Here is a 20,967-nt window from a genome sequence, read left to right as displayed (position 1 = left end):
CGGGCGAGGGCTTGCGCGGTTAGTCGTTGTTTCATCCAGCCGAGTAGGCAAGGGTCCTTATGTCACACTTCATCGACCGTCGACTGAACGGTAAGAACAAGAGCACGGTCAATAGACAGCGTTTCTTGAAGCGATATAAGTCGCAACTCAAACGCTCGGTCGCCGATGCCGTGAATAAACGCAGCATTACCGATATCGCCTCGGGCGAGCGTGTGGGTATTCCGTCGAAGGACATCTCCGAGCCGGTGTTTCATCACGGCAAAGGCGGTATCCGGGACATGGTGCATCCCGGCAACAAGGACTTCGTCACCGGGGATCGGATCCGGCGTCCGGAAGGCGGAGGCGGAGAGGGTTCGGGTCAAGGCAAGGCAGGGAAGGGCGGAAAAGGCGATGACGACTTCGTGTTCGAGCTTTCGCGCGAAGAGTTCATGGACCTTTTGTTCGACGACCTTGAACTCCCCAATCTGGTGCGGAACCAGTTGATGGGAACGACCGAGTTCAAGACGGTGAGGGCCGGTTATTCGACCGACGGATCACCCTCCAATATCGACGTCGTACGCTCTCTCAAGGGAGCTATTGCACGGCGGACGGCAATAGGGGCGCCGCTGCGTGCGCGTGCGCGCGAACTCGAGGAGGAGCTTCAGACACTGCTCGACAGCGGCATCGACGAAACGGATTCACGCGTGCGCGAGATTCGCGAAGAGATTGATCGGCTGCGCACCAGGATCGCAGCACTGCCCTTCATCGACACCTTCGACCTGCGTTATCAGAGCTTCACGAAGCTCCCCGAGCCGACGAGCAAAGCGGTGATGGTCTGCATCATGGACGTCTCGGGCTCGATGGATCAGGTCCGCAAGAATCTCGCGAAGCGATTCTTTATCCTGCTGTATCTGTTCCTCCAACGCAACTACGACAAGATCGAAGTCGTCTTCATTCGCCATCATACGATTGCCCAAGAGGTCGACGAGCAAGAGTTCTTCTATTCGCGCGAGACCGGCGGTACTGTCGTGTCGAGTGCGTTGAATCTGGCCTACGATATCCTGAAGGAGCGCTACGACTCTTCGGTATGGAACATCTATGCCGCGCAGGCGTCGGACGGCGACAATTGGGATTCCGACTCGACGGTCTGTCGTGATCTGCTGGTGGAGAAGCTGATGCCGTTGATGCGCTATTTCGCTTATGTCGAGATCACCCCGCGCCAGCATCAAAGCCTCTGGTACGCCTACCAAGATGTCAGGGCCGTGCACCGGCACTTTGCGATGCAGGAGATCGACGGTCCCGAGGATATCTTTCCCGTGTTCAGGGAGCTGTTCAGGAGGCAGGAGGCATGAGCAAGAATCTCATCTCGGATTCTTCGGAATGGTCGTTCCCTCTGCTCGAGAGGTTCGATCGGGAGATCGGCCGTCTCGCCCACGACATCTACGGCTTGGATACCTACGCCAATCAGATCGAGGTCATCAGCTCCGAGCAGATGATCGACGCCTATTCTTCGGTCGGTCTGCCCATCAATTATCCGCACTGGTCGTTCGGTAAACAGTTCGTCGCCACCGAGCAGACCTATCGACGCGGTCAGATGGGATTGGCCTACGAGATCGTGATCAACTCCGATCCCTGTATCGCCTACCTCATGGAGGAGAACACGCTGCCGATGCAGGCGCTCGTCATCGCGCACGCTTGTTACGGCCACAATAGCTTCTTCAAAGGTAACTATCTCTTCCGCACCTGGACCAGCGCCGATGCGATTATCGACTACCTGGTCTTCGCGCGGCGGTACATCGCAGAATGCGAGGAGCGTTACGGCGAGGCCGAGGTGGAGATGTTGCTCGACTCTTGCCATGCTTTGATGAATCACGGCGTCGACCGCTACAAGCGACCGACACCCCTGACCCTCGCCGAGGAACAACGCAGGCAAAAAGATCGGGCCGCATATCTGCAATCGATGGTCAATGATTTGTGGCGGACCTTGCCGACCTTCGATGCCGACGGCAGCGGAGAGCAGGACGTGCGATGGCCGGAGGAGCCGCAGGAGAACCTGCTCTACTTCATCGAAAAGAATGCGCCGCTGCTCGAGCCTTGGCAACGCGAGATCGTGCGGATCGTCCGTAAGCTGGGCCAATATTTCTATCCGCAGCGCCAAACCCAGGTCATGAACGAGGGCTGGGCAACCTTTTGGCACTACACGCTCATGAATCATCTGTACGACGACGGCTTCGTCACCGATGGATTCATGATTGAGTTCCTGCAATCGCATACCGGCGTGGTCTTTCAGCCCACGTTCGACGTGCCCTATTACAACGGGATCAATCCATACGCGCTCGGCTTTGCGATGATGCGCGATATCCGGAGGATCTGCGATCAGCCGACGGACGAGGATCGTCACTGGTTTCCGGACATTGCCGGCGGTGACTGGGTGAAGGTCTTGGACTTCGCCATGCGTAACTTCAAGGACGAGAGTTTTGTTGCACAGTATCTTTCGCCGACGGTGATGCGTGATCTACGATTGTTTGCAATCTCGGACGACGACCGCGAAGAGCACCTCGAAGTCACGGCCATTCACGAGGAGCAGGGGTACCGCGCATTGCGCCAATCACTGGCCGAACAATACAATCTGGGATCACGGGAGCCGAACATTCAGGTATTCAACGTCGATCGTCGCGGCGACCGTTCCATGACCTTGCGGCACTATCGGCACAATCGCCGGCCTTTGGGTGATTCGGTCGAGGAGATGCTGCGCCATATCAGGCGATTGTGGGGTTTTACGGTGCGCCTGGAGACCCTGGACGAAAACGGCAGAACGCAATTGATCGGCGAATGTTGATCGGCCAATATTGAGCGGCCAGTGTTGATCGGCCTGGGGGCCGGACCTGAGGGATACCCGGTATGCGTTGCCGTTTGGTTGGTCTGTTTTGGTTCTTGGCTGTCGTCTCCGCACCGGCATCTACGGATGGATTGCTGCGCCCGACGCTCGACTCTATCCGCGACGCTCGAACCGTCGCTGTCGAGGGTGTGCCCTTCTTGTCCGGTCGATTGCTGGCGGAGTTCTACGCGCAGCGCGGAGACGTCTTGGTCTGGGTCGACCCGGCGCGGATTTCGGGGCTCTTGGGCCTCGCGCAGCGCAGCGTGTCCGAAGGCTTCCGACCCGAGGATTTCCATGTCGAAAGTCTGCGTCGACTCGGCGATCCGGGTGTCCTCGAATCCCTGACCGGCAACGCACGTATTGCAGCCGATCTCGTCCTTAGCGATGCCTTGGCGCGTTATGTTCACCACCATCGTTACGGCAAGCTCGACCCGATTGCCGTCGATTCGAAATGGCACGACAGACCTCCCGCGTCCGGCGAGGTCCTTTTGGCCGATATGCACCTTGCACTCGGCGGCAAGGATCTCGAACAGAGCTTGAGCGCGCTTTTCCCCCGTCCCTTCTGGTACGACGACCTGAAGAACGCGCTGCAGCGCTTTACCGCTCAGACCGCTCTCGCGGGCCTACCGCCTCTGCCGGCCGGTTCGAATCTTGTCCAAGGGAGCCGGCATCCGCGCGTCGCGATGCTGCGTGAGCGACTCGCGCGTATCGATGGCGCGGCGGTTCCGGGGTCATCCGACGCCGATCTCTTCGACACTGCACTTCACGAGTCCGTGGTGTCTTTTCAGCGGCGATCGGGCCTGACGGCCGACGGCGTCGTGGGTCCTTCGACCCTCGCTGCGCTCAACGGACACGGCGACGAGACGAAGGCCGAGCAAATCCGGATCAACCTGGAGCGGATGCGCTGGCTCTATCAGGACCTGCCTGAAGATTATGTTTTCGTCGATGTGGCCGCGTACAAGGTTCACTTGGCACGCGGCGGTGACTTTGTCTGGTCGACGCGCGTCATCGTCGGGACGCCCGAGACCCAAACGCCGATGTTTCGCGACACCATGGACCACTTGGTCTTCAATCCGACCTGGACGGTGCCCGTGTCCATTCAGAAGAAGATGGGCAGGGTCTCCGGCGACTATCGATTGGTCGATCGACGAACCGGCAAGCAGGTCGGCGGGGGGAATGCCGGTGATTATACGCGATATAGGCTTGTCCAGGCGCCTGGCCCAAAAAACGCCCTCGGCCGGGTCAAGTTCATGTTCCCGAACAGCCATGCGATCTATCTCCACGACACGCCGGGAAAGGCCGCGTTCGGCCGCCAGGCGCGCGCATTGAGCAACGGTTGCGTCAGGGTGGAGGACCCGCTGGCGCTCGCGGAGGCGATTCTCGACCAGCCCGGCTGGGATCGCTCCGGGATCGATCGCGTGGTCGAGCGCGGACGGACGCGCTACGTCGACCTCGCGGATACCTTGCCGGTGCTGCTCTACTATTTGACGGCCTTCGCGGACGAGCAGGGCAAGGTCGGCTTCCGACAGGATATCTACGGGCGTGACGAGTCCTTGCGTACCGCCTTTTCGGGGCCGGTTTTGCGGACGCGGATCGCATTCCCCGAGCCTCCGACGCCGGAGCCGAGCCGACACCCGGAACAGCCCGAGGAGGAACCGGGTACCGAAACTCCGGATCCCCTCGACCCGAGCACATCGGTCCGCCTCACTCGCCGGGATTCCGCGGAAACCCCCGACGGCGAGGGAAGGTCTGCGACCAAAGCGGCCGAGCCTGAGATCTCGACCGTCGATCGCCCCGAGGCGAGTCCGGCGGGCCGCCTCTGAGGGTTACGATCCCCATCGGTCTGCTGTTTTCACGGTCGCCGATCGTGGCGACCCTCCGTTGCGCGTCTTTGTCGGGAGACGTGCATCGAGCGTTTCGTGTCCGCCAAAGGGTGGATTCAAATGCGCTCTGCCGTTAGACTCCGGCTTCGTCGCGATTCGGAAGTGATGCGAATCCCGGCTCAAACACCAATCGTTACGAACGGAGAACTCTGTTTTGATTCGACAGAACATCTGGTTGACCCCGGCGCTCGCACTGTTGGCGTTTATTCCCACGGCAACCCTTCAGGCCAATGTCACGGATGGTGTGGCTTCTTATTACGGAGACCGTTTCGACGGCAGGCGCACCGCCAGCGGTGTCCGGTTCGACAAGGATGCTTTGACCGCGGCGCATCGGACCTTGGAGTTCGGCACGCGGGTGACGGTGACGAATAAGGCGAACGGCCGTTCGGTGGACGTCGTCATCAACGATCGCGGCCCTTTCTCGCGCGGTCGCACGATCGACCTCTCGAAGGCGGCGGCCCGTGAAATCGGGATGTTGGGTCGTGGCGTTGCCCCGGTCCGACTCGAGATTGTCGATTCGGGCAGCCCCTCATGGTCTACCGGCGAGACGGTCGCGCTTGCAGAGGCCCAACGGGTCCTGATGGATCTCTTCTAAACCGCGTCTGCCCTTGGCTTAGGCGATTCACGGCTTAGGCGATTTACGAGAAGGCAACGACCAAAACCAGGTAGGGGCGACTTAAGTCGTCCCTACAACCGCCCCTACGACGATCCACGTGGTTCCGGACATGGTTCAGCGCCCGAGACGCTCCCCCCAGGTCTGTGCTGCCGCGATGATCCGAGCGTTGTCGAGGCCGGTGGGCAGGCCGTCGCGGATCAACTGCCGACCCCGCACCCAGACCTGACGCACCTGTTGCTGACTGGCCGCGTAGACCAGTTGCGAGACCGGGTGATAGAGGGGCTGGGTGTGGGAGTCGCGCAGATCCAGGGCAACCAGGTCGGCTGACTTGCCGGGCTCCAGCGATCCGATCTCTTCCTCCAGCCCCAGGGCTCGGGCGCCGTTGATGGTCGCCATCCGCAGGGCCGTTGCCGCCGGCAGCGCGGAGGCGGAGCCTGCGACGCCCTTGCCCAGCAAGGCGGTCGTGCGCATCTCCCCGAGCATGTTCAGATCGTTGTTGCTCGCCGCCCCGTCGGTGCCGATCGCGACATTCACCCCCGCCTCCACGAGCCTTGCGACCGGACAAAACCCGCTCGCAAGCTTCAGATTCGACTCCGGACAATGCACTACATGGGCGCCCGTGTCGGCCAAGAGCGCGATCTCGTCCTCTTCGAGCTGGGTCATGTGTACGCACACCAGTCCGGGGCCGAGCAATCCGAGCCGATTCAGCCGCGAGAGGGGTCGTTCGCCGTGGTCGCGCAGCGATTGGAGGATCTCGTCGCGCGTCTCGTGCAGATGGATATGGATCGGAACCTCCAGCTCATCCGCAAGCGCACGCACCCGTTGCAGGGGCGCATCCGATACCGCGTAGGGTGAATGCGGGGCGAAGGCGACCCGGATCAACGGATGGTCCCGATAGTGCTCGTGCAGGGCGAGCCCCTTGGCGATGTACTCGTCGGCATTCGTGGCATAACCGGTGGGGAAATCCACGACGATCATGCCGATTACGGCACGCATCCCGGCCTCGGCCGTCACCTGTGCCGTGACCTCCGGATGGAAATACATGTCGTTGTAGCAGGTGATGCCGCCGCGCAGCATCTCGAGCACGGCCAGCCGGGTGCCGTCGGCGACGAATCCCGGATCGACCCAGCGCTGCTCGGCGGGCCAGATATGCTCGTGCAGCCAGGTCATGAGGGGCAGGTCGTCGGCCAGCCCCCGCATCAGCACCATGGCGGCGTGAGTATGGGCATTGATCAGACCCGGGATCAGCAGATGCCCCGGCAGATCGATCACCCGCTGGGCCTCGACACTGCGCCGGGCCTCTTCGGACGGCAGCAGGGCGAGGATACGCCCGTCCGCGATCGCGACCGCATGATCGGTGAGCTGACGATCCAGTGGATCGACGGGCAATACCCACTGGGCATGGATCAGAAGCTCGGCTTGCATCGGTCGGTCCTTTCAGTCGGGGCGGGGGATGGGTGACAATGGCGAGAACATGCCACAAGGAGCCCCCGATGGAAACAACGATCCCGACCGTGCCGACCCCGGACGACGCGGCACTCTGGCACGCAGGTGCCCTTTATCTCGCGGATCAGCGTCTGCTGCCCGACCGCGCGGAGTTTTTGCGACTGGACGATGCGAGTGCGGTCGCCGATGCGATCCGTGCGATGGTGGTGCGCGGCGCGCCGGCGATCGGTGTCGCCGCGGCCTACGGGGTCGCATTGGCGGGGCGGGACGCCTACGCGGCCGCCGGTGCCGGCTGGAAGGCGGCGATCGAATCCGACCTCGGGCGCCTTGCCGCCTCGCGGCCGACCGCGGTCAACCTCTTCTGGGCGATCGACCGGATGCGCCGCCTGATCTCGCGTCTGGATGAACGCGATCCCTTTCCGGCCTTGGTCGACGAGGCGTTGGCCATCCATGCAGAGGATCGTGCGGCCAACCGGGTGATCGGCGACCTGGGTGCGGCGCTGATCGAGGGTCCGACCGACATCATTACCCATTGCAACGCCGGGGCGATCGCCACCGGCGGCTATGGCACCGCGCTCGGTGTCATTCGCAGCGCCTACGCGGCCGGGAAGGTCGGGCGCGTCTTCGCCGACGAGACGCGGCCTTGGATGCAAGGGGCGCGGCTGACCGCCTGGGAGCTGATGCACGACGGCATACCGGTGACACTGCAGGCGGACGGCGCTGCGGCGAGCCTGATGGCCGGCGGCTCGGTCGGGTGGGTGATCGTCGGATCGGATCGGATCGCCGGCAACGGGGATGTCGCCAACAAGATCGGGACCTACGGCCTCGCGATCCTGGCGAAACATCACGGCATCAAGTTCATGGTCGCGGCGCCCACGTCGACCATCGATATGGAGATCGCGAGCGGTGACGAGATTCCGATCGAGGAGCGCGATCCGGAAGAGCTGTTGAGCTGCGGCGAGCGCCGTCTCGCACCCGTCGGGTGTGTTGCTCGCAATCCGGTCTTCGATGTCACACCGGCGGAGCTGATCGATGCCATCGTCACCGAGCGCGGGGTCGTGCTTCGGCCGACGAAGGAGAAGATGCGGGCCTTAATGGGCGGCTGGGGGCTTTAAACCGCGCCAGCTCCGGCGTTTGTCGGAGCTGGTGCGGCCAAGCCACTCTACCGAATGATGCAGACCGCACCGGGCGCGGTTTAGGTGAAGCGTCGATGTTGAACCCAGCGGAGCGACAGCGATGGAAGCATTCAAACTCAAGACCCTGGCCGATCTGCTCGATGCTTCCGATGAGCGTGTCGAGCTGATCGATGGCGAGATCGTCCAGCGCCCGATGGCGCGGATGGAGCACGGTTTGGCGCAGCATCGTGCCTCTGTTGAACTTGGCCCGTTCGATCGTCCTTCCGGCCCTGGCGGCTGGTGGATCGCCAGCGAGGTCAGCGTCCACTATTCCGCCCACCAGTGTCCGACCCACGATCTCGCGGGCTGGCGCAAGGAACGCTTGCCGGAGCGCCCGCGCGGGGTGGTGGAGATCGTCCCGGACTGGGTGTGCGAGATCGTCTCGCCAGGGCATGAGCGCAAGGATACGCTGACCCTGTTTCTGCTGCTTCAACGCCAACAGGTGTCCTACTACTGGCTGATCTGGCCCGAGGAACGCTCGCTGGTTGCCTGGCAACTCGACGGGGGAAGTTACCGGGTCATCGCCAGTGTCGCCGCGCCCGGCCCCGACGAGCGAAAGATGCGTATCCCGCCGTTCGATGCCGTTGAGATCGACTTGGGTTACATTCTGGGCGATTAAACCGAGTCTCGGCGGCGCCGTAGCGTCACGCTTTCCCCGCCGATACCCCAGTTGTCGGTCTCCACCTCGTCGATGACGACCATCGTCGTCTGCGGATTCTTGCCGAGCACATCGACCAGCAGTTGGGTGACGCCCTGGATGAGTGCCGCCTTCTGCTCCGCGGTCGCACCCTCGCGGGTGATCTTGATGTTGACGTAGGGCATGTCGATCTCCGGTCGATCCGAACTGGATAAAACATCGAAATTCTAATCCGCGTCTACTGCCTGAGTTTCTCACCCCTGCAAGGTCGGGCCTAACCGACATATTCCATGTCGCCCCGGACACGGTTCATGCAGCCGCCAGCAAGCGCTCGAGGATGCCGCGGTAGATCTCGGAGAGATCGTCCAGCTCCGCGACCCCGACGCACTCGTTGACCTGATGGATGGTGGCGTTGACCGGACCCAGCTCGACGACCTGTGCTCCGGTGGGCCCGATAAAGCGCCCGTCGGAGGTGCCGCCGCTCGTGGAGAGCTGGGTCTGGATGCCGGTCACCGACGCGATGGACTCGCGGGTGGCGGCTACCAGCTCGCCGGCCGGGGTCAGGAAAGGGTTTCCAGAGAGCCGCCAGTCGAGGTCGTAGTCGAAGCCGCCTGCGTCGAGAATCGCCCGTACGCGCGCCTGGATGGTTTGCGGGTCCAGCTCGGTGGAGAAGCGCAGGTTGAACTGGGCCTCGAGTCGGCCCGGGATCACGTTTTCCGCGCCTGTGCCCATGTTCAGGTTGGCGATCTGAAAGCTGGTGGGGGGGAAGTGCTCGTTGCCCTGATCCCAGACCTCGGCGCAGAGTGCCGCGAGTGCATCGACGCAAGCATGGAAGGGGTTTTTGGCGAGGTGCGGATAGGCGACGTGACCCTGCTTGCCCTGCACCCGCAGGACGCCGTTGAGACTCCCGCGTCGACCGTTCTTGATGGTGTCGCCGAGACGCTCGCGCGCCGAGGGCTCGCCGACCAAGGCGTAGTCGATCTTCTCGCCGCGCTGCTCCAATCGTTCCACGACACGGCGGGTCCCGTCGACCGAGGGGCCTTCCTCGTCGCTCGTGATCAGAAAGGCGATGGAGCCGCGATGGTCTGGATGATCGAGGACGAACGCCTCCACCGCGGTGATCATGGCCGCGAGCGAGCCCTTCATGTCGCAGGCGCCGCGCCCGAAGAGACGGCCGTCGCGGATGGCCGGCTCGAAGGGGGCCGAGTCCCACTGCTCGAGCGGGCCGGTCGGGACCACGTCCGTGTGGCCGGCGAAGCAGAAGAGCGGGCCGTCATCGCCGCGTCTGGTCCAGAGGTTCGCGACCTCCCCGAATGGCATCTCCTCGATCCGAAAACCGATCGCGGCCAGCCGCGCGGCCATGAGGGCCTGACAGCCCGCGTCGTCGGGCGTGACGGAAGGGCGGCGGATCAGCTCGCACGCCAGCTCCAAGGTCGGGGACATCGCCATCAGCCGAGCAGCCTCTCGTAATCGGTTTCGGAAAAACCCGCGTGCCGGACCTTGCCCGTGTCGAGCACCGGTCGACGAATGATCGACGGGGTCTCCAGCATGACCCGGACCGCGGCCTCCGCGTCCATGCCCTCGCGCACGTCCTCCGGGAGCTTGCGCCAGGTCGTGCCCCGACGGTTGACGAGCGTCTCCCAGCCCAGCTCGTCGACCCAGGCGCGCAAGCGGGTCTCGTCGACCCCTTCGCGTTTGTAATCGTGGAACCGATAGTCGACGCCATGCGCGTCCAGCCAGGCGCGGACCTTCTTCATGGTGTCGCAGTTGGGGATGCCGTAGAGCGCGACCACGTCTTTAAACCGCGCCCGGTGCGGTATGCGTCATTTGGTGGATGGCTTGGCCGCGCCGGCTCCGACGACTGTCGGAGCCGGCGCGGTTTAAAGTATTAAAAATCTTAAATTCCAAACCGCGTCTCACTGGGATCAAGGTTATCTCCGAAGCTAAACGAACAATGAAAACGACGCATGTCGCTCTGGACGCGGTTTAGATATCCCGAAGCAGCTCGTTGATGCCGACCTTTCCGCGGGTCTTCTCGTCGACCTGCTTGATGATGACGGCGCAATAGAGGCTGTGGGTTCCGTCCTTGGCCGGGAGACTGCCGGGGACGACGACGGCGCCGGGCGGGACGCGGCCGTACAGGATCTCGCCGGTCTCGCGGTTGTAGATCTTGGTGCTCTGACCGATGTAGACGCCCATCGACAGCACGGCCCCCTCGCCGACGATTACGCCTTCGACGACCTCGGAGCGTGCGCCGATGAAGCAGTTGTCTTCGATGATAGTCGGTGCAGCCTGCACCGGCTCGAGCACGCCGCCGATCCCGACGCCACCGGAGAGATGGACGTTCTTGCCGATCTGCGCACAGGAGCCGACGGTCGCCCAGGTGTCGACCATGGTGCCCGAGTCGACATAGGCGCCGATGTTGACGTAGGAGGGCATGAGCACGCAGCTCGGTGCGATGTAGGCGCCTTTGCGCGCGGCCGCCGGCGGCACGACCCGAACCCCGCCGTCGCGGAACTCGCGCGAGTTGGTGTCGGCGAACTTGGACTGAACCTTGTCGTAATAATTGGTGAAGCCGCCCTTGATGAAGGCGTTGTCCTCGATCCGAAACGACAGCAGGACCGCCTTCTTGAGCCATTCGTGGACGACCCAATCGCCGTCGCGCTTCTCGGCGACCCGCAGCTCGCCGCGGTCGAGTCGCTCGATCGTGTCCTGCACGGCATCGCGCACGCGGGTCTCGACCGTGCGCGGGGTGATCTCGGCACGTCGCTCGAAGGCCTCTTCAATGATGGATTGCTGGTCGCTCATGGGGTGTTCTCTGCTGTCGTGTTGAAGACCTAAACCGCGCCCGGTGCGGTATGTGTTGTTCGTCGGATGGGCTTGGCCGCGCCAGCTCCGACAGCTGTCCGAGCTGGCGCGGTTTAACCTATCAAAAAAGATTGAATTCTAAACCGCGTCACGACAAAGGTCGGAAAAATCCTTGAGCGCGAAACAATGTGAAAATGACGCATTTCACTTTGGACGCGGTTTAGGTCAAGGCAGGTCTCGGGAATGTGAATCGCAACGGTGCGAAAGGCTAGAATGAAGACACGGCCGTCAGATCCGCTCCAGGCAGCGCCGAATTCGACGCGCGGCATCCACGCACTCGTCCAGCGGTGGGACCAGGGCAAGCCGGATGCGGTTCATTCCGGGGTCGGCCCCGTCGACGACGCGGGAAAGGAAGCGCCCGGGCAGCACCGTCAGGTTCTCTTCGGCGAAGAGGCGCGCGGCGAAGTCGGTGTCCGGGATCGGTGTCTCGGGCCACAGGTAGAAGCCGGCCTTCGGCGGCGCGAGGTCAAGTGCGTCCCCGAGGATCTCCAGGACCGCGCCGAATTTCTCGCGATACAGCCGTCGATTCTCGCGCACATGGGTCTCGTCGCTCCAGGCCGCGATGCTTGCATGCTGATGGGGCAGGGGCATGGCGCAGCCGTGATAGGTGCGGTAGGCAAAGAAGCCGCGGATCAGCGCGGCATCGCCCGCAACGAAACCCGAGCGCAGGCCCGGCGCGTTGGAGCGCTTCGAGAGGCTATGAAAGACGATGCAGCGACTGAATGCTGGGTTGCCGATGGCGGCCGAGACCTGGAGCAATCCGAGCGGCGGGTCGGATTCGTCCAGATAGAGCTCGGAGTAGCATTCATCCGACGCGATGACGAAGTCGTGCCGATGCGCAAGTTCGATGAGACGCGCATAGGTCGCCTGATCGAGCAGGGCGCCGGTCGGGTTGCCCGGCGAGCAGATGTAGAGCAGACGGCAGGCCCGCCAAGTCGCGTCGTCCACCGCCTCGAAATCCGGGACGAAACCGTTTGCCGCCTCGCAGGCGAGATAGCGCGGCTGTGCACCGGCGAGGAAGGCCGCACCCTCGTAGATCTGATAAAAAGGATTGGGCATCAGAACCAGCGCGTCCTGCGAGCGATCGATCACGGCTTGGGCGAAGGCAAAGAGGGCCTCGCGGGTCCCGTTCACCGGCAGGATCTGTGTGTCCGGGTCGATACCGAGCGTGCCCGGCCCCGCCGAGTCGGCCGACCCGAGCTTGAAGCGCTTCGAGAGCCAGGTCGCGATCGTCTCGCGCAGTGCCGGGATGCCGCGCGTGTTCGGATAGACGGCGAGCTGATGCAAGTGCGCGATGAGCGCATCCGTGACGAGTGCCGGGGTCGGATGTTTGGGCTCGCCGATGGAGAGCGCGATGTGGTCGCGATCGGTCGGCGGGCGCAGCCCGTGCTTCAGTGCGGCGAGTCGTTCGAAAGGGTAGGGCTGCAAGCGCCCGATATCCGGGTTCATCGGGTCATCCTGAGTTGGCGGTATAGTATAGGCGAACGTCCAAGCCGGCTCCATGCCGAGGGGATCCGATGCCGCTGGTCCATGCCATCCATCATGTCAGTCTGATCGTTGCCGATACCGCCCGGGCGCTTGAGTTCTATCAAGGGATTCTGGGTCTCGAGCTTGCGCCCGAGCGTCCAGATCTGTCGTTTCCCGGGGCCTGGCTTTGGGTGGGCGATCAGCAGATCCACCTGCTCGAGCTGCCGAATCCGGATCCGGTTGCGGGCCGTCCGGCGCACGGCGGTCGAGATCGGCATCTCGCGATGCGGGTGAGCGGCTTGGAACAGGTGACCACGCGGCTGGATGCTGCCGGCCTCTCCTACACGCTCAGCCGCTCCGGGCGACGCGCGCTCTTCTGTCGCGACCCGGACGGCAACGCGCTCGAGTTGATCGAAGCCGGTTGAGGCGCCGAGACCCGTGCCGGAGCGACATCAGAATCCCCTGAAATACCAGTGGTTGTCCCATCCGGGCGGAGCAAAGATCGACTCCTCGCCCGGGATGTCGGGCGACGTCGCGCCGCTGCCGATCTCCGGCAGGGTGGGCATCCCGGTGACCCACGGCCAAGGCGGCGGGAGCTGATCGGGTCCGAGGCTGCGAAAGAGCTCGCGCTCCTGATCCATGCGTTCGAGACGCTCTGCACGTCGACGGCGCACATCCTCTTCCCACGCCTCTTGCTGGGCGGCTGCCCTGGGGTTGTTGGCCCGCCGGCGCGCCTCGTAGGCACTGCGCGTCGCCTCGCGCCTGGTCTCCCACGCCTGTCGTTGGGCGCGAACCTCGTCGAGCCAAGGTGTCGGCGCGGCCCCCGAAGGCTGGTCGCCGAAGGTCTGGCTGACGGGCTGGATGGGCACCGCGAGGTTCTCGTCGGCCACGATGGCGGCGGGGATCGACAAGAGTCCGACGAGCAGCGCAGCGGCGCCGAGTCTCGCGACCTTCGCGTGTGTCGGTATGCCGAGCCCGACGATATCGCGATGCTCAGCGCGTCCCATGACCTTCCAGTCGATCGTGGATCTCGCGTCGCAAACAGGATAGGGCGGTCTCGCAGGTGATGGGGGTCTCGTCGTCGTTGGTGATGAAGAAGACATCGTCGACCTCGGCGCCGACCGTCGCGATCTTGGCGTTCTGAAGGCGGATGCCGCAACTCTGAAAGACCGCGCCGACGTCTGCGAGCAGACCGGGGCGATCCAGGGTGGCGAGCCGCATGATGGTGCGGCGGTTGGGTTCGTCGGGGGAAAAGGTCACCCGCGTCTCGGTCGGAAAATACCGATGGCGTCTCGGCATGGAGCGTGCGACTTGGATCTCCTCGTCGGCATCCTCGGCGAGATCCGCGACCAAGCAGGAGCGAATCTCCTCCATCCTCAATGCGTCCTGGACCGGGCTGCCGTCCTGGTCCAGCACCTGGTAGGTGTTGACCGCCATGCCGTCGTCGGTGGTCATGATGCGGGCATCCATGATACTGAGGCCGACCTGATCCAGGAGCGCGGTGATCCGCCCGAAGAGGTTTGCGCGGTCGGTGGTGTAGATGAAGATCTCGGTTCCTCCGCGCGCCGTGACCGGGCGAATCACCACGAGCGGCAGCTGCTCGGGCTCGCACGCAAGGATCTGGCGTGTCTGCCAGGCAATCTCGTCCGGGGAGTTGTGCAGGAACAGATCCAGGCTGAATTTATTCCAGAGCCGATTGCAGGCGGCGGGATCCCCGCCGTAGCGCGCGACCAGGCGCCGCGCCTCGGTCTGTTTTTGCTGGATCAGCTCGTCCTGGGCTTGAGGGTTCTCGAGTCCGCGCAGCAGCGCGCGGCGTGTCCCGTGATACAGCTCGCGCAGCAGCGCGTCCTTCCAGCTGTTCCAGCGCTCGGGATTGGTTGCTCGGGCATCCGCGACCGTCAATAGATAGAGGTAATCCAAGCGTGTCGGGTCGCCGACGACGGCGGCGAAGGACTGGATCACCTCCGGATCGCTGATGTCCTTGCGCTGGGCCGTCATCGACATCAGCAGATGTTTCTCCACCAGCCAGCCGACGAGCCGACTGTCGAACTCGGGCAGCCCGTGGAGCCGACAGAACTCCCGGGCGTCGTCGGCACCGAGCAGCGAATGGTCTCCGCCGCGGCCTTTGGCGATGTCGTGGAAGAGACCTGCGAGATACAGAAGCTCGAGCTTGGGGATGCGCCTGGCGATCGCGCTGCAGAGCGGGAATTCGTCGTCGTGCTTGGTGATGGTGAAGCGGCGAAGATTGCGCAGAAGCGAGAGCGTGTGCTCGTCGACCGTGTAGACATGCAGCAGATCGTACTGCATGCGTCCGACGATGTTGGCGAACGCCGGGATGTAGGCGGCCAGCACGCCGTAACGGTTCATGCGTCGAATCGCATGTGTGAGACCGCTGGGATGACGGAGGATCTCCATGAAGAGACTGCGCGCGCGCAGATCGGCGCGGAAGTCATCGTCGATCCGGTGGCGGTTCTCGCGGATCAGCCGGATGGTGCTGGCGCGCACGCCTTCGAGCTCCGTATGGATCTGAAGGACGTGGAAGATCTCGAGGAGGGCGATCGGGTAGCGCTGAAACACGCTCGCGGAGGTCACCTCGAGATAGCCGCTGCGTGACTGGAAGCGCTTGTTGACCGGCACCGGGGGGCCGACGTCGTCATGCAGGAGGATCGCCTCGCGAAACAACTGCAGCAGCATCTCGTTGAGCCGATTGAGCTCTTGGACGGTGCGGTAGTACTGCTGCATGAACTGTTCGACGGCAAGGTTGTTCGGACCGTCCTCGAAGCCGAACTGGGTGGCCAGGGTCCGTTGATACTCGAACAGGAGTCGATCCTCGCGCCGTCCGGCGATGCGGTGCAACGCGAAACGGATCCGCCACAGCAGCGTTTGCCCTTCGATCAGCGTGGCGTATTCCGATTCCGTCAGAAAGCCGTGACCGACCAGCTCATGCAGGGTCTCCGCGTCGAAGTGACGCTTGGCGACCCATCCGATCATCTGAATGTCGCGCAAGCCGCCCGGGTTCTCCTTGATGTTGGGCTCGAGGTTGTAGGCGGTGCCGCCGTACTTCTGCCAGCGTGTGCGCTGCTCCAGGGTCTTGGCGGCGAAGAATTGCTCGCTGTCCCACATGCGCTCGGGGCTGACGACCTCGCGCATCCGATGGCAAAGCTCGCTGCTGCCTCGGATCAGGCGCGCCTCCATCATGTTGGTCATGACGGTCACGTCGTCCGCGGCCTCGCGGGCGCACTCCTCGGGGGTGCGCACGCTGTGCCCGACCTCCAGGCCGATGTCCCACAGGCAGGTCACGAGCCCTTCCAGGGGCGCGGCGAGGCGCGCGTCGGCATCGGCGTCGACGATGACCAGGATGTCGATGTCGGAGGCGGGCTGGAGCTCCTGCCGCCCGTATCCGCCGACGGCGACCAAGGCGGCGTCCTCGGTCTGTCCGAGGTGATGGTCCCAGACCTCGCGCAGGACTTCGTCGATGAGGAGGCTGCGCCGCAGGACCAGGCTTCCGACCGGTGCGCCTTGGTCGAAGTCTGCGAAGAGTCGGTCGCGCCCGGCTCTGAGGCGGTCCTTCCAATCGGCGATCAGCGCCATTGGATCGGCCGCCGTCCTCGCCTCCAAGACCTCATTCGGCGAGGCCTGCGGGCGCGGCGCAGCGTTCATGGCTGTGCGACGATGTCGCGCTCCGCCTTGCGCTGATCGGCGGGCTCGTTCGCGGGGGATTCGTCGGTGCGCTCCTCGGCGCGCAGGGTCAGGATCTCGTGACCCTGATCGGTGACGAGGACGGTGTGCTCCCATTGTGCCGACAGACTTCGATCCTTGGTCACGACCGTCCAGCCGTCCGGGAGCAGCTTGATGAAACGCTTGCCGGCGTTGACCATCGGCTCGACGGTGAAGCACATCCCCGCCTTCAGGACCAAGCCATCTCCGGGCTTGCCGTAGTGCAGGACTTGCGGCTCTTCGTGAAACGCCTGACCGATCCCGTGCCCGCAATATTCGCGGACCACCGAGCACCCCTGTGCTTCGACGAATTGCTGAATCGCGTGGCCGATGTCACCCAAGGTCGCGCCGGGGCGAACCTTCGCGATGCCGAGCCGCATCGCCTGTTGCGTGACGGTGACGAGCCGACGGGCCAGGATGCTCGGCTCGCCGACAAAGAACATCTTGCTGGTATCGCCGTGATACCCGTCCTTGATGACTGTGATGTCGATGTTGACGATATCGCCTTTCTTGAGGCGCTTGTTGCCCGGGATCCCGTGGCAGACCTGATGGTTTACGGAGGTGCAGATCGATCGGGGAAAGCCGCGGTAGTTCAAGGGCGCCGGGATGGCCCGCTGGACGCGAGTAATATAGTCATGGCAAATGCGGTCGAGCTCGTCCGTGGTCGCGCCGGGGACAACATGGGGGGCGATCATGTCGAGGACGTCGGCGGCCAGTCGGCCCGCCACGCGCATCTTCTCGACAGCCTCAGGTGTTTTGATTGGCACACTCATGGCGTGCGTCGCTGAATCGACATCAGGTCCGGATCTCACAGAAAACCTTGAGGTAATTGCCCATAAGGAACGGGCTATGGTATAAAACCCGGCGCGCTGCGGCAAATCCGCTGCTGTCGGGCTTTCGGCGAGCCGAAGCGCTGCCGAGATCCTGCGCGCAATCGGCTGCAGGCCCGGTCTATCCGGGTTGCGCAACGCCGACTCAAGACCGGCCCCGATCCGCGGGCGCCGGATAACGTCCGCACACGCATCGACACAACCGGCCGGGTGCCTGGTAATCAGGTTGCCGCTTGGGATGCGTGGAGGCCCAACCCAGACCACAGGAAGCAATACCTTGAGCGACGTGACCATGCGCCAGATGTTGGAAGCGGGTGTCCATTTCGGACATCAGACCCGCTACTGGAACCCCAAAATGGGGGCCTTCATCTTCGGGCAACGCAACAAGATCCACATCGTGAACCTGGAAAAGACGCTGCCACTCTACCAAGAGGCCGTCAACTTCATGGGTTCATTGACGGCCAACGGCGGCCGTATCCTCTTCGTCGGCACCAAGCGTGCGGCGCGCGAGGCGATTCAGGAAGAGGCCCTGCGTTGCGGGATGCCCTTCGTCAATCATCGCTGGCTCGGCGGAATGCTGACCAACTTCAAGACCATCCGGCACTCGGTCAAGCGCCTCAAGGAGCTCGAGACGATGTTCGCGGAAGGGACGATCGAGCGCTTCAACAAGAAGGAAGCACTGGGTCTCGCGCGCGAGCGCGCGAAGCTCGAGCAGAGCATCGGTGGCATCAAGGAGATGGAAGGTCTCCCTGATGCCATGTTCGTCATCGATGTGGGCCACGAGAAGATCGCCGTCACCGAAGCCAACAAGCTCGGTATCCCGGTGGTGGGCGTGGTCGATACCAACAATGATCCGAGCAAGGTCGACTACGTGATCCCGGGTAACGACGACGCGATCCGCGCGGTGCGCCTGTATATCAGCGGCGCGGCGGATGCGATCCTCGACGGCCGCAACACTGCGGCCGCTATGGTCGGGCGCGGCGACACCTTTATCGATGCCCCTGTCGAGAGCGAGGCGGCGCCGAGCGCTCTTGCCGAAGCCGAGTAGGCCGGCTGCGCTACCCGAGCGCGCTCCGGATCCGATCCGGGCGCGCCTCCATTCTTCGTTCGCGCCCGAGCCCTCGGGTGCGAACGCATCCAGTACAACCCGAAGTCGTCCCGTGAGGGACCGAGGAAGCAAACGATGGCGATCACAGCGGCATTGGTGAAAGAGCTCCGGGAGCGCACCGGCGCCGGCATGATGGAGTGCAAGAAGGCGCTGGTGGAGTCCGACGGCGATATCGAAGCGGCAATCGAGGCGATGCGCAAAGCCGGTCAGGCGAAGGCCGCGAAAAAGTCCGGTCGCACGGCCGCCGAGGGCGTAGTCATGATCGAGATCGCACCGGGCGGCAAGCGCGGCGTCCTGGTCGAGATCAACTGCGAGACCGATTTCGTGGCGAAGGACACCAATTTTCTCGGCTTTGCGCAGTCGGTCGCCGCGACGGCGCTCGCAGGCGACATGGCAGATGCCGAGTCCCTGTCGGCGACGGCCCTTTGCGACGACGCGGAGAGTACCGTCGATCAGGCTCGCGAGGGCCTGATTACCAAGATCGGCGAGAATGTCCAGGTGCGTCGTTTGGTGCGCTTCGACGATGTCGAAGGCAGTCTCTACAGCTATCGTCACGGTGTTCGCATCGGCGTGGTGCTCGAGATGAGCGGCGGCGACGAGGCGCTCGGGCGCGACATCGCCATGCATATCGCAGCGACCAACCCGCTGTGTCTCGGGGCCGACGAGGTTCCGCCCGAGACGCTCGCCAAAGAGCGTGAGATCTTCAAGGCGCAAGCGCTCGACAGCGGCAAGCCCGAGGCGATCGTCGACAAGATCATCGACGGGCGCGTGCGCAAGTATCTCGAAGAGGTGACCCTGCTCGGTCAGCCGTTCGTGAAGGATCCGGATACATCGGTGGAGAAGCTCCTGAAGCAGGCGGGTGCAAGGGTCTACCGATTTGCTCGTGTCGAGGTCGGCGAGGGCATCGAGAAGAAGGTCGAGAACTTCGCCGAAGAGGTCATGGCGCAGGTTCGCTCGACCTGACCCGCGCGACCCGATCCGACCGACTGGTCCCCGAAGGTTGCGCGATTGACGCGCAGCCTTCTTCGACTCAACCCATGACGAGGTCCTCCCGCCATGACGGTGCCACTTTATCGACGCATCCTGCTCAAGCTCAGCGGCGAGGCATTGGCCGGCTCCGAGGCTTACGGCATCGATCCGGAGGTTCTGGACCGCTTTGCCGGCGAGATCCGTGATCTGGCCGCCGTCGGCGTTCAGGTGGGATTGGTCATCGGTGGCGGCAACATCTTTCGCGGAGCGGGTCTTGCGGCCAAGGGTATGGACCGCGTCACCGGCGACCAGATGGGGATGCTCGCGACCGTCATGAACGGGCTGGCGATGCAGGATGCGCTCGAGCGTCTGGGTGTCGCGGCGCGCGTGATGTCGGCCCTGAAGATCAATCAGGTCTGCGAGGATTACATCCGGCGGCGCGCCATGCGGCATCTCGATAAGGGTCGGGTGGTCGTCTTTGCCGCCGGGACCGGCAACCCGTTCTTTACAACCGATTCGGCCGCTAGCCTGCGTGCGATCGAGGTCGGTGCGGATCTGCTGATCAAGGCCACCAAGGTCGACGGCATCTACTCGGCCGACCCGATGATCGATCCGGGGGCGACCTTCTACCCCCGCATCAGTTATGATCGTGCGCTTCGTGAAGGACTGCAGGTCATGGACACGACGGCGATTGTGCTGTGTCGTGACCATGGCATGCCACTACGTGTAATGAATATCAACGAGCCCGGCGCGCTCCTGCGGTTGATCCGCGGTGAAGACGTCGGCTCCTTGGTCGTGAGCGGGAATTGACATGATCGACGACATCAAGAAGGACGCTGCGGAGCGCATGGCCAAGAGCGTCGATGCACTGAGCCATGAGCTGGCCAAGATCCGAACAGGCCGGGCGCATCCCTCCCTTTTGGACCACGTGATGGTCTCCTACTACGGCTCCGAGATGCCGATCCGGCAGGTCGCCAACGTGAGCGCGGAGGACGCGCGAACGCTGGCCGTGACGCCGTGGGAGCGAAACATGGTGCAGGCCGTCGAGAAGGCCATCATGCAATCGGACCTCGGGCTCAACCCCAATACCGCGGGGACCGTCATTCGCGTCCCAATGCCGGCGCTGACCGAAGAGCGGCGACGCGACCTCATCAAGGTCGCACGCAACGAGGCCGAGCAGGCGCGGGTCGCCGTGCGCAACATTCGCCGCGATGCCAACCATGATCTAAAGGAGCTCGTGAAGGACAAGATGATCTCCGAGGACGACGAGCGCCGCGGTCAGGATCTGGTTCAGAAGTTGACCGATCAGTACATCAAGGATGTGGATGCGGTCTTGGCGGAGAAAGAAGCGGACTTGATGTCGATCTGAGGCGGGGCGGGCGATCCCGACAACG

The 20,967-nt window shown here is 63.5% G+C and carries 20 protein-coding genes; 11 read left to right on the top strand and 9 right to left on the bottom strand.

What is annotated here, in order from left to right; translation table 11 throughout:
• Positions 1-59 precede the first annotated feature (59 nt).
• The 4 genes from BLV04_RS06270 to BLV04_RS06255 all read left to right on the top strand — a co-directional run bounded on the left by BLV04_RS06270 (position 60) and on the right by BLV04_RS06255 (position 5,335).
• Positions 60-1,331 carry a YeaH/YhbH family protein gene (locus tag BLV04_RS06270; protein ID WP_093029182.1) on the top strand — a complete coding sequence of 424 codons (1,272 nt, stop codon included), beginning with the start codon at positions 60-62 and terminating at the stop codon, positions 1,329-1,331.
• On the top strand, positions 1,328-2,818 hold the full coding sequence (locus tag BLV04_RS06265; protein ID WP_093029180.1) for a SpoVR family protein: 1,491 nt from the start codon (positions 1,328-1,330) through the stop codon (positions 2,816-2,818). Before BLV04_RS06270 ends, BLV04_RS06265 begins: the two co-directional genes overlap by 4 nt.
• Before the next feature lie 62 nt (positions 2,819-2,880).
• Positions 2,881-4,680 (top strand): L,D-transpeptidase family protein, encoded by a 1,800-nt coding sequence (locus BLV04_RS06260; RefSeq protein ID WP_093029178.1) that lies wholly within the window; start codon positions 2,881-2,883, stop codon positions 4,678-4,680.
• A 214-nt stretch (positions 4,681-4,894) separates the two neighbouring features.
• Positions 4,895-5,335 carry a septal ring lytic transglycosylase RlpA family protein gene (locus tag BLV04_RS06255; protein ID WP_093029176.1) on the top strand — a complete coding sequence of 147 codons (441 nt, stop codon included), beginning with the start codon at positions 4,895-4,897 and terminating at the stop codon, positions 5,333-5,335.
• Between the two features lie 135 nt (positions 5,336-5,470).
• On the opposite strand, the gene BLV04_RS06250 is transcribed toward BLV04_RS06255, so the two are convergent.
• On the bottom strand, positions 5,471-6,781 hold the full coding sequence (locus BLV04_RS06250; protein ID WP_093029174.1) for a TRZ/ATZ family hydrolase: 1,311 nt from the start codon (positions 6,779-6,781) through the stop codon (positions 5,471-5,473).
• 68 nt (positions 6,782-6,849) lie between these two features.
• Here BLV04_RS06250 and mtnA point away from each other — a divergent pair, with 68 nt between their 5' ends.
• Entirely contained in the window at positions 6,850-7,917 is a 1,068-nt protein-coding gene (gene mtnA, locus BLV04_RS06245) for an S-methyl-5-thioribose-1-phosphate isomerase (protein WP_093029172.1), read from the top strand.
• A gap of 121 nt (positions 7,918-8,038) precedes the next feature.
• The gene (locus BLV04_RS06240; RefSeq protein WP_093029170.1) at positions 8,039-8,596 is read left to right on the top strand and encodes a Uma2 family endonuclease; all 558 of its coding nucleotides are present in this window, start codon (positions 8,039-8,041) and stop codon (positions 8,594-8,596) included.
• On the opposite strand, the gene BLV04_RS06235 is transcribed toward BLV04_RS06240, so the two are convergent.
• The 5 genes from BLV04_RS06235 to dapC all read right to left on the bottom strand — a co-directional run bounded on the left by BLV04_RS06235 (position 8,593) and on the right by dapC (position 12,931).
• Positions 8,593-8,799 carry a tautomerase family protein gene (locus BLV04_RS06235; RefSeq protein ID WP_093029168.1) on the bottom strand — a complete coding sequence of 69 codons (207 nt, stop codon included), beginning with the start codon at positions 8,797-8,799 and terminating at the stop codon, positions 8,593-8,595. The genes BLV04_RS06240 and BLV04_RS06235 overlap by 4 nt on opposite strands.
• 124 nt (positions 8,800-8,923) lie before the next feature.
• Entirely contained in the window at positions 8,924-10,057 is a 1,134-nt protein-coding gene (gene dapE, locus BLV04_RS06230) for a succinyl-diaminopimelate desuccinylase (RefSeq protein ID WP_093029476.1), read from the bottom strand.
• A gap of 5 nt (positions 10,058-10,062) precedes the next feature.
• Positions 10,063-10,407: an ArsC family reductase gene (locus BLV04_RS06225; RefSeq protein ID WP_093029166.1), complete on the bottom strand. Its 345-nt coding sequence runs from the start codon at positions 10,405-10,407 to the stop codon at positions 10,063-10,065.
• A gap of 193 nt (positions 10,408-10,600) precedes the next feature.
• On the bottom strand, positions 10,601-11,422 hold the full coding sequence (gene dapD / locus BLV04_RS06220; protein ID WP_093029164.1) for a 2,3,4,5-tetrahydropyridine-2,6-dicarboxylate N-succinyltransferase: 822 nt from the start codon (positions 11,420-11,422) through the stop codon (positions 10,601-10,603).
• A 288-nt stretch (positions 11,423-11,710) separates the two neighbouring features.
• Positions 11,711-12,931: a succinyldiaminopimelate transaminase gene (gene dapC / locus BLV04_RS06215; RefSeq protein WP_093029162.1), complete on the bottom strand. Its 1,221-nt coding sequence runs from the start codon at positions 12,929-12,931 to the stop codon at positions 11,711-11,713.
• Between the two features lie 68 nt (positions 12,932-12,999).
• Here dapC and BLV04_RS06210 point away from each other — a divergent pair, with 68 nt between their 5' ends.
• On the top strand, positions 13,000-13,374 hold the full coding sequence (locus tag BLV04_RS06210; RefSeq protein ID WP_093029160.1) for a VOC family protein: 375 nt from the start codon (positions 13,000-13,002) through the stop codon (positions 13,372-13,374).
• A 27-nt stretch (positions 13,375-13,401) separates the two neighbouring features.
• Here BLV04_RS06210 and BLV04_RS06205 read toward each other — a convergent pair whose 3' ends face one another.
• The 3 genes from BLV04_RS06205 to map are packed head-to-tail and all read right to left on the bottom strand — an operon-like array spanning position 13,402 to position 17,439.
• On the bottom strand, positions 13,402-13,956 hold the full coding sequence (locus BLV04_RS06205) for a hypothetical protein (RefSeq protein WP_093029158.1): 555 nt from the start codon (positions 13,954-13,956) through the stop codon (positions 13,402-13,404).
• On the bottom strand, positions 13,943-16,609 hold the full coding sequence (gene glnD / locus BLV04_RS06200) for a [protein-PII] uridylyltransferase (RefSeq protein WP_093029156.1): 2,667 nt from the start codon (positions 16,607-16,609) through the stop codon (positions 13,943-13,945). Before glnD ends, BLV04_RS06205 begins: the two co-directional genes overlap by 14 nt.
• Positions 16,606-17,439, bottom strand: a complete 834-nt coding sequence (map, locus tag BLV04_RS06195; protein WP_093029154.1) for a type I methionyl aminopeptidase — start codon at positions 17,437-17,439, stop codon at positions 16,606-16,608. Before map ends, glnD begins: the two co-directional genes overlap by 4 nt.
• A gap of 349 nt (positions 17,440-17,788) precedes the next feature.
• Between map and rpsB the strand changes: the two genes are divergently transcribed.
• The 4 genes from rpsB to frr all read left to right on the top strand — a co-directional run bounded on the left by rpsB (position 17,789) and on the right by frr (position 20,942).
• On the top strand, positions 17,789-18,544 hold the full coding sequence (gene rpsB / locus BLV04_RS06190) for a 30S ribosomal protein S2 (protein WP_175534524.1): 756 nt from the start codon (positions 17,789-17,791) through the stop codon (positions 18,542-18,544).
• A gap of 135 nt (positions 18,545-18,679) precedes the next feature.
• Entirely contained in the window at positions 18,680-19,567 is an 888-nt protein-coding gene (gene tsf, locus BLV04_RS06185; protein WP_093029150.1) for a translation elongation factor Ts, read from the top strand.
• Positions 19,568-19,660: 93 nt separating this feature from the next.
• Positions 19,661-20,383, top strand: a complete 723-nt coding sequence (pyrH, locus tag BLV04_RS06180; RefSeq protein WP_093029148.1) for a UMP kinase — start codon at positions 19,661-19,663, stop codon at positions 20,381-20,383.
• Between the two features lies 1 nt (position 20,384).
• Complete coding sequence (gene frr / locus BLV04_RS06175) at positions 20,385-20,942, top strand: ribosome recycling factor (protein ID WP_093029146.1); 558 nt, start codon at positions 20,385-20,387, stop codon at positions 20,940-20,942.
• The last annotated feature ends 25 nt before the right edge of the window (positions 20,943-20,967 follow it).

It is taken from the genome of Thiocapsa roseopersicina (assembly GCF_900106925.1).
Taxonomy (GTDB): domain Bacteria; phylum Pseudomonadota; class Gammaproteobacteria; order Chromatiales; family Chromatiaceae; genus Thiocapsa; species Thiocapsa roseopersicina.
The sequence above is the reverse complement of the archived record's forward strand: the minus strand, read 5'-3'. Positions and strand labels throughout refer to the sequence as shown.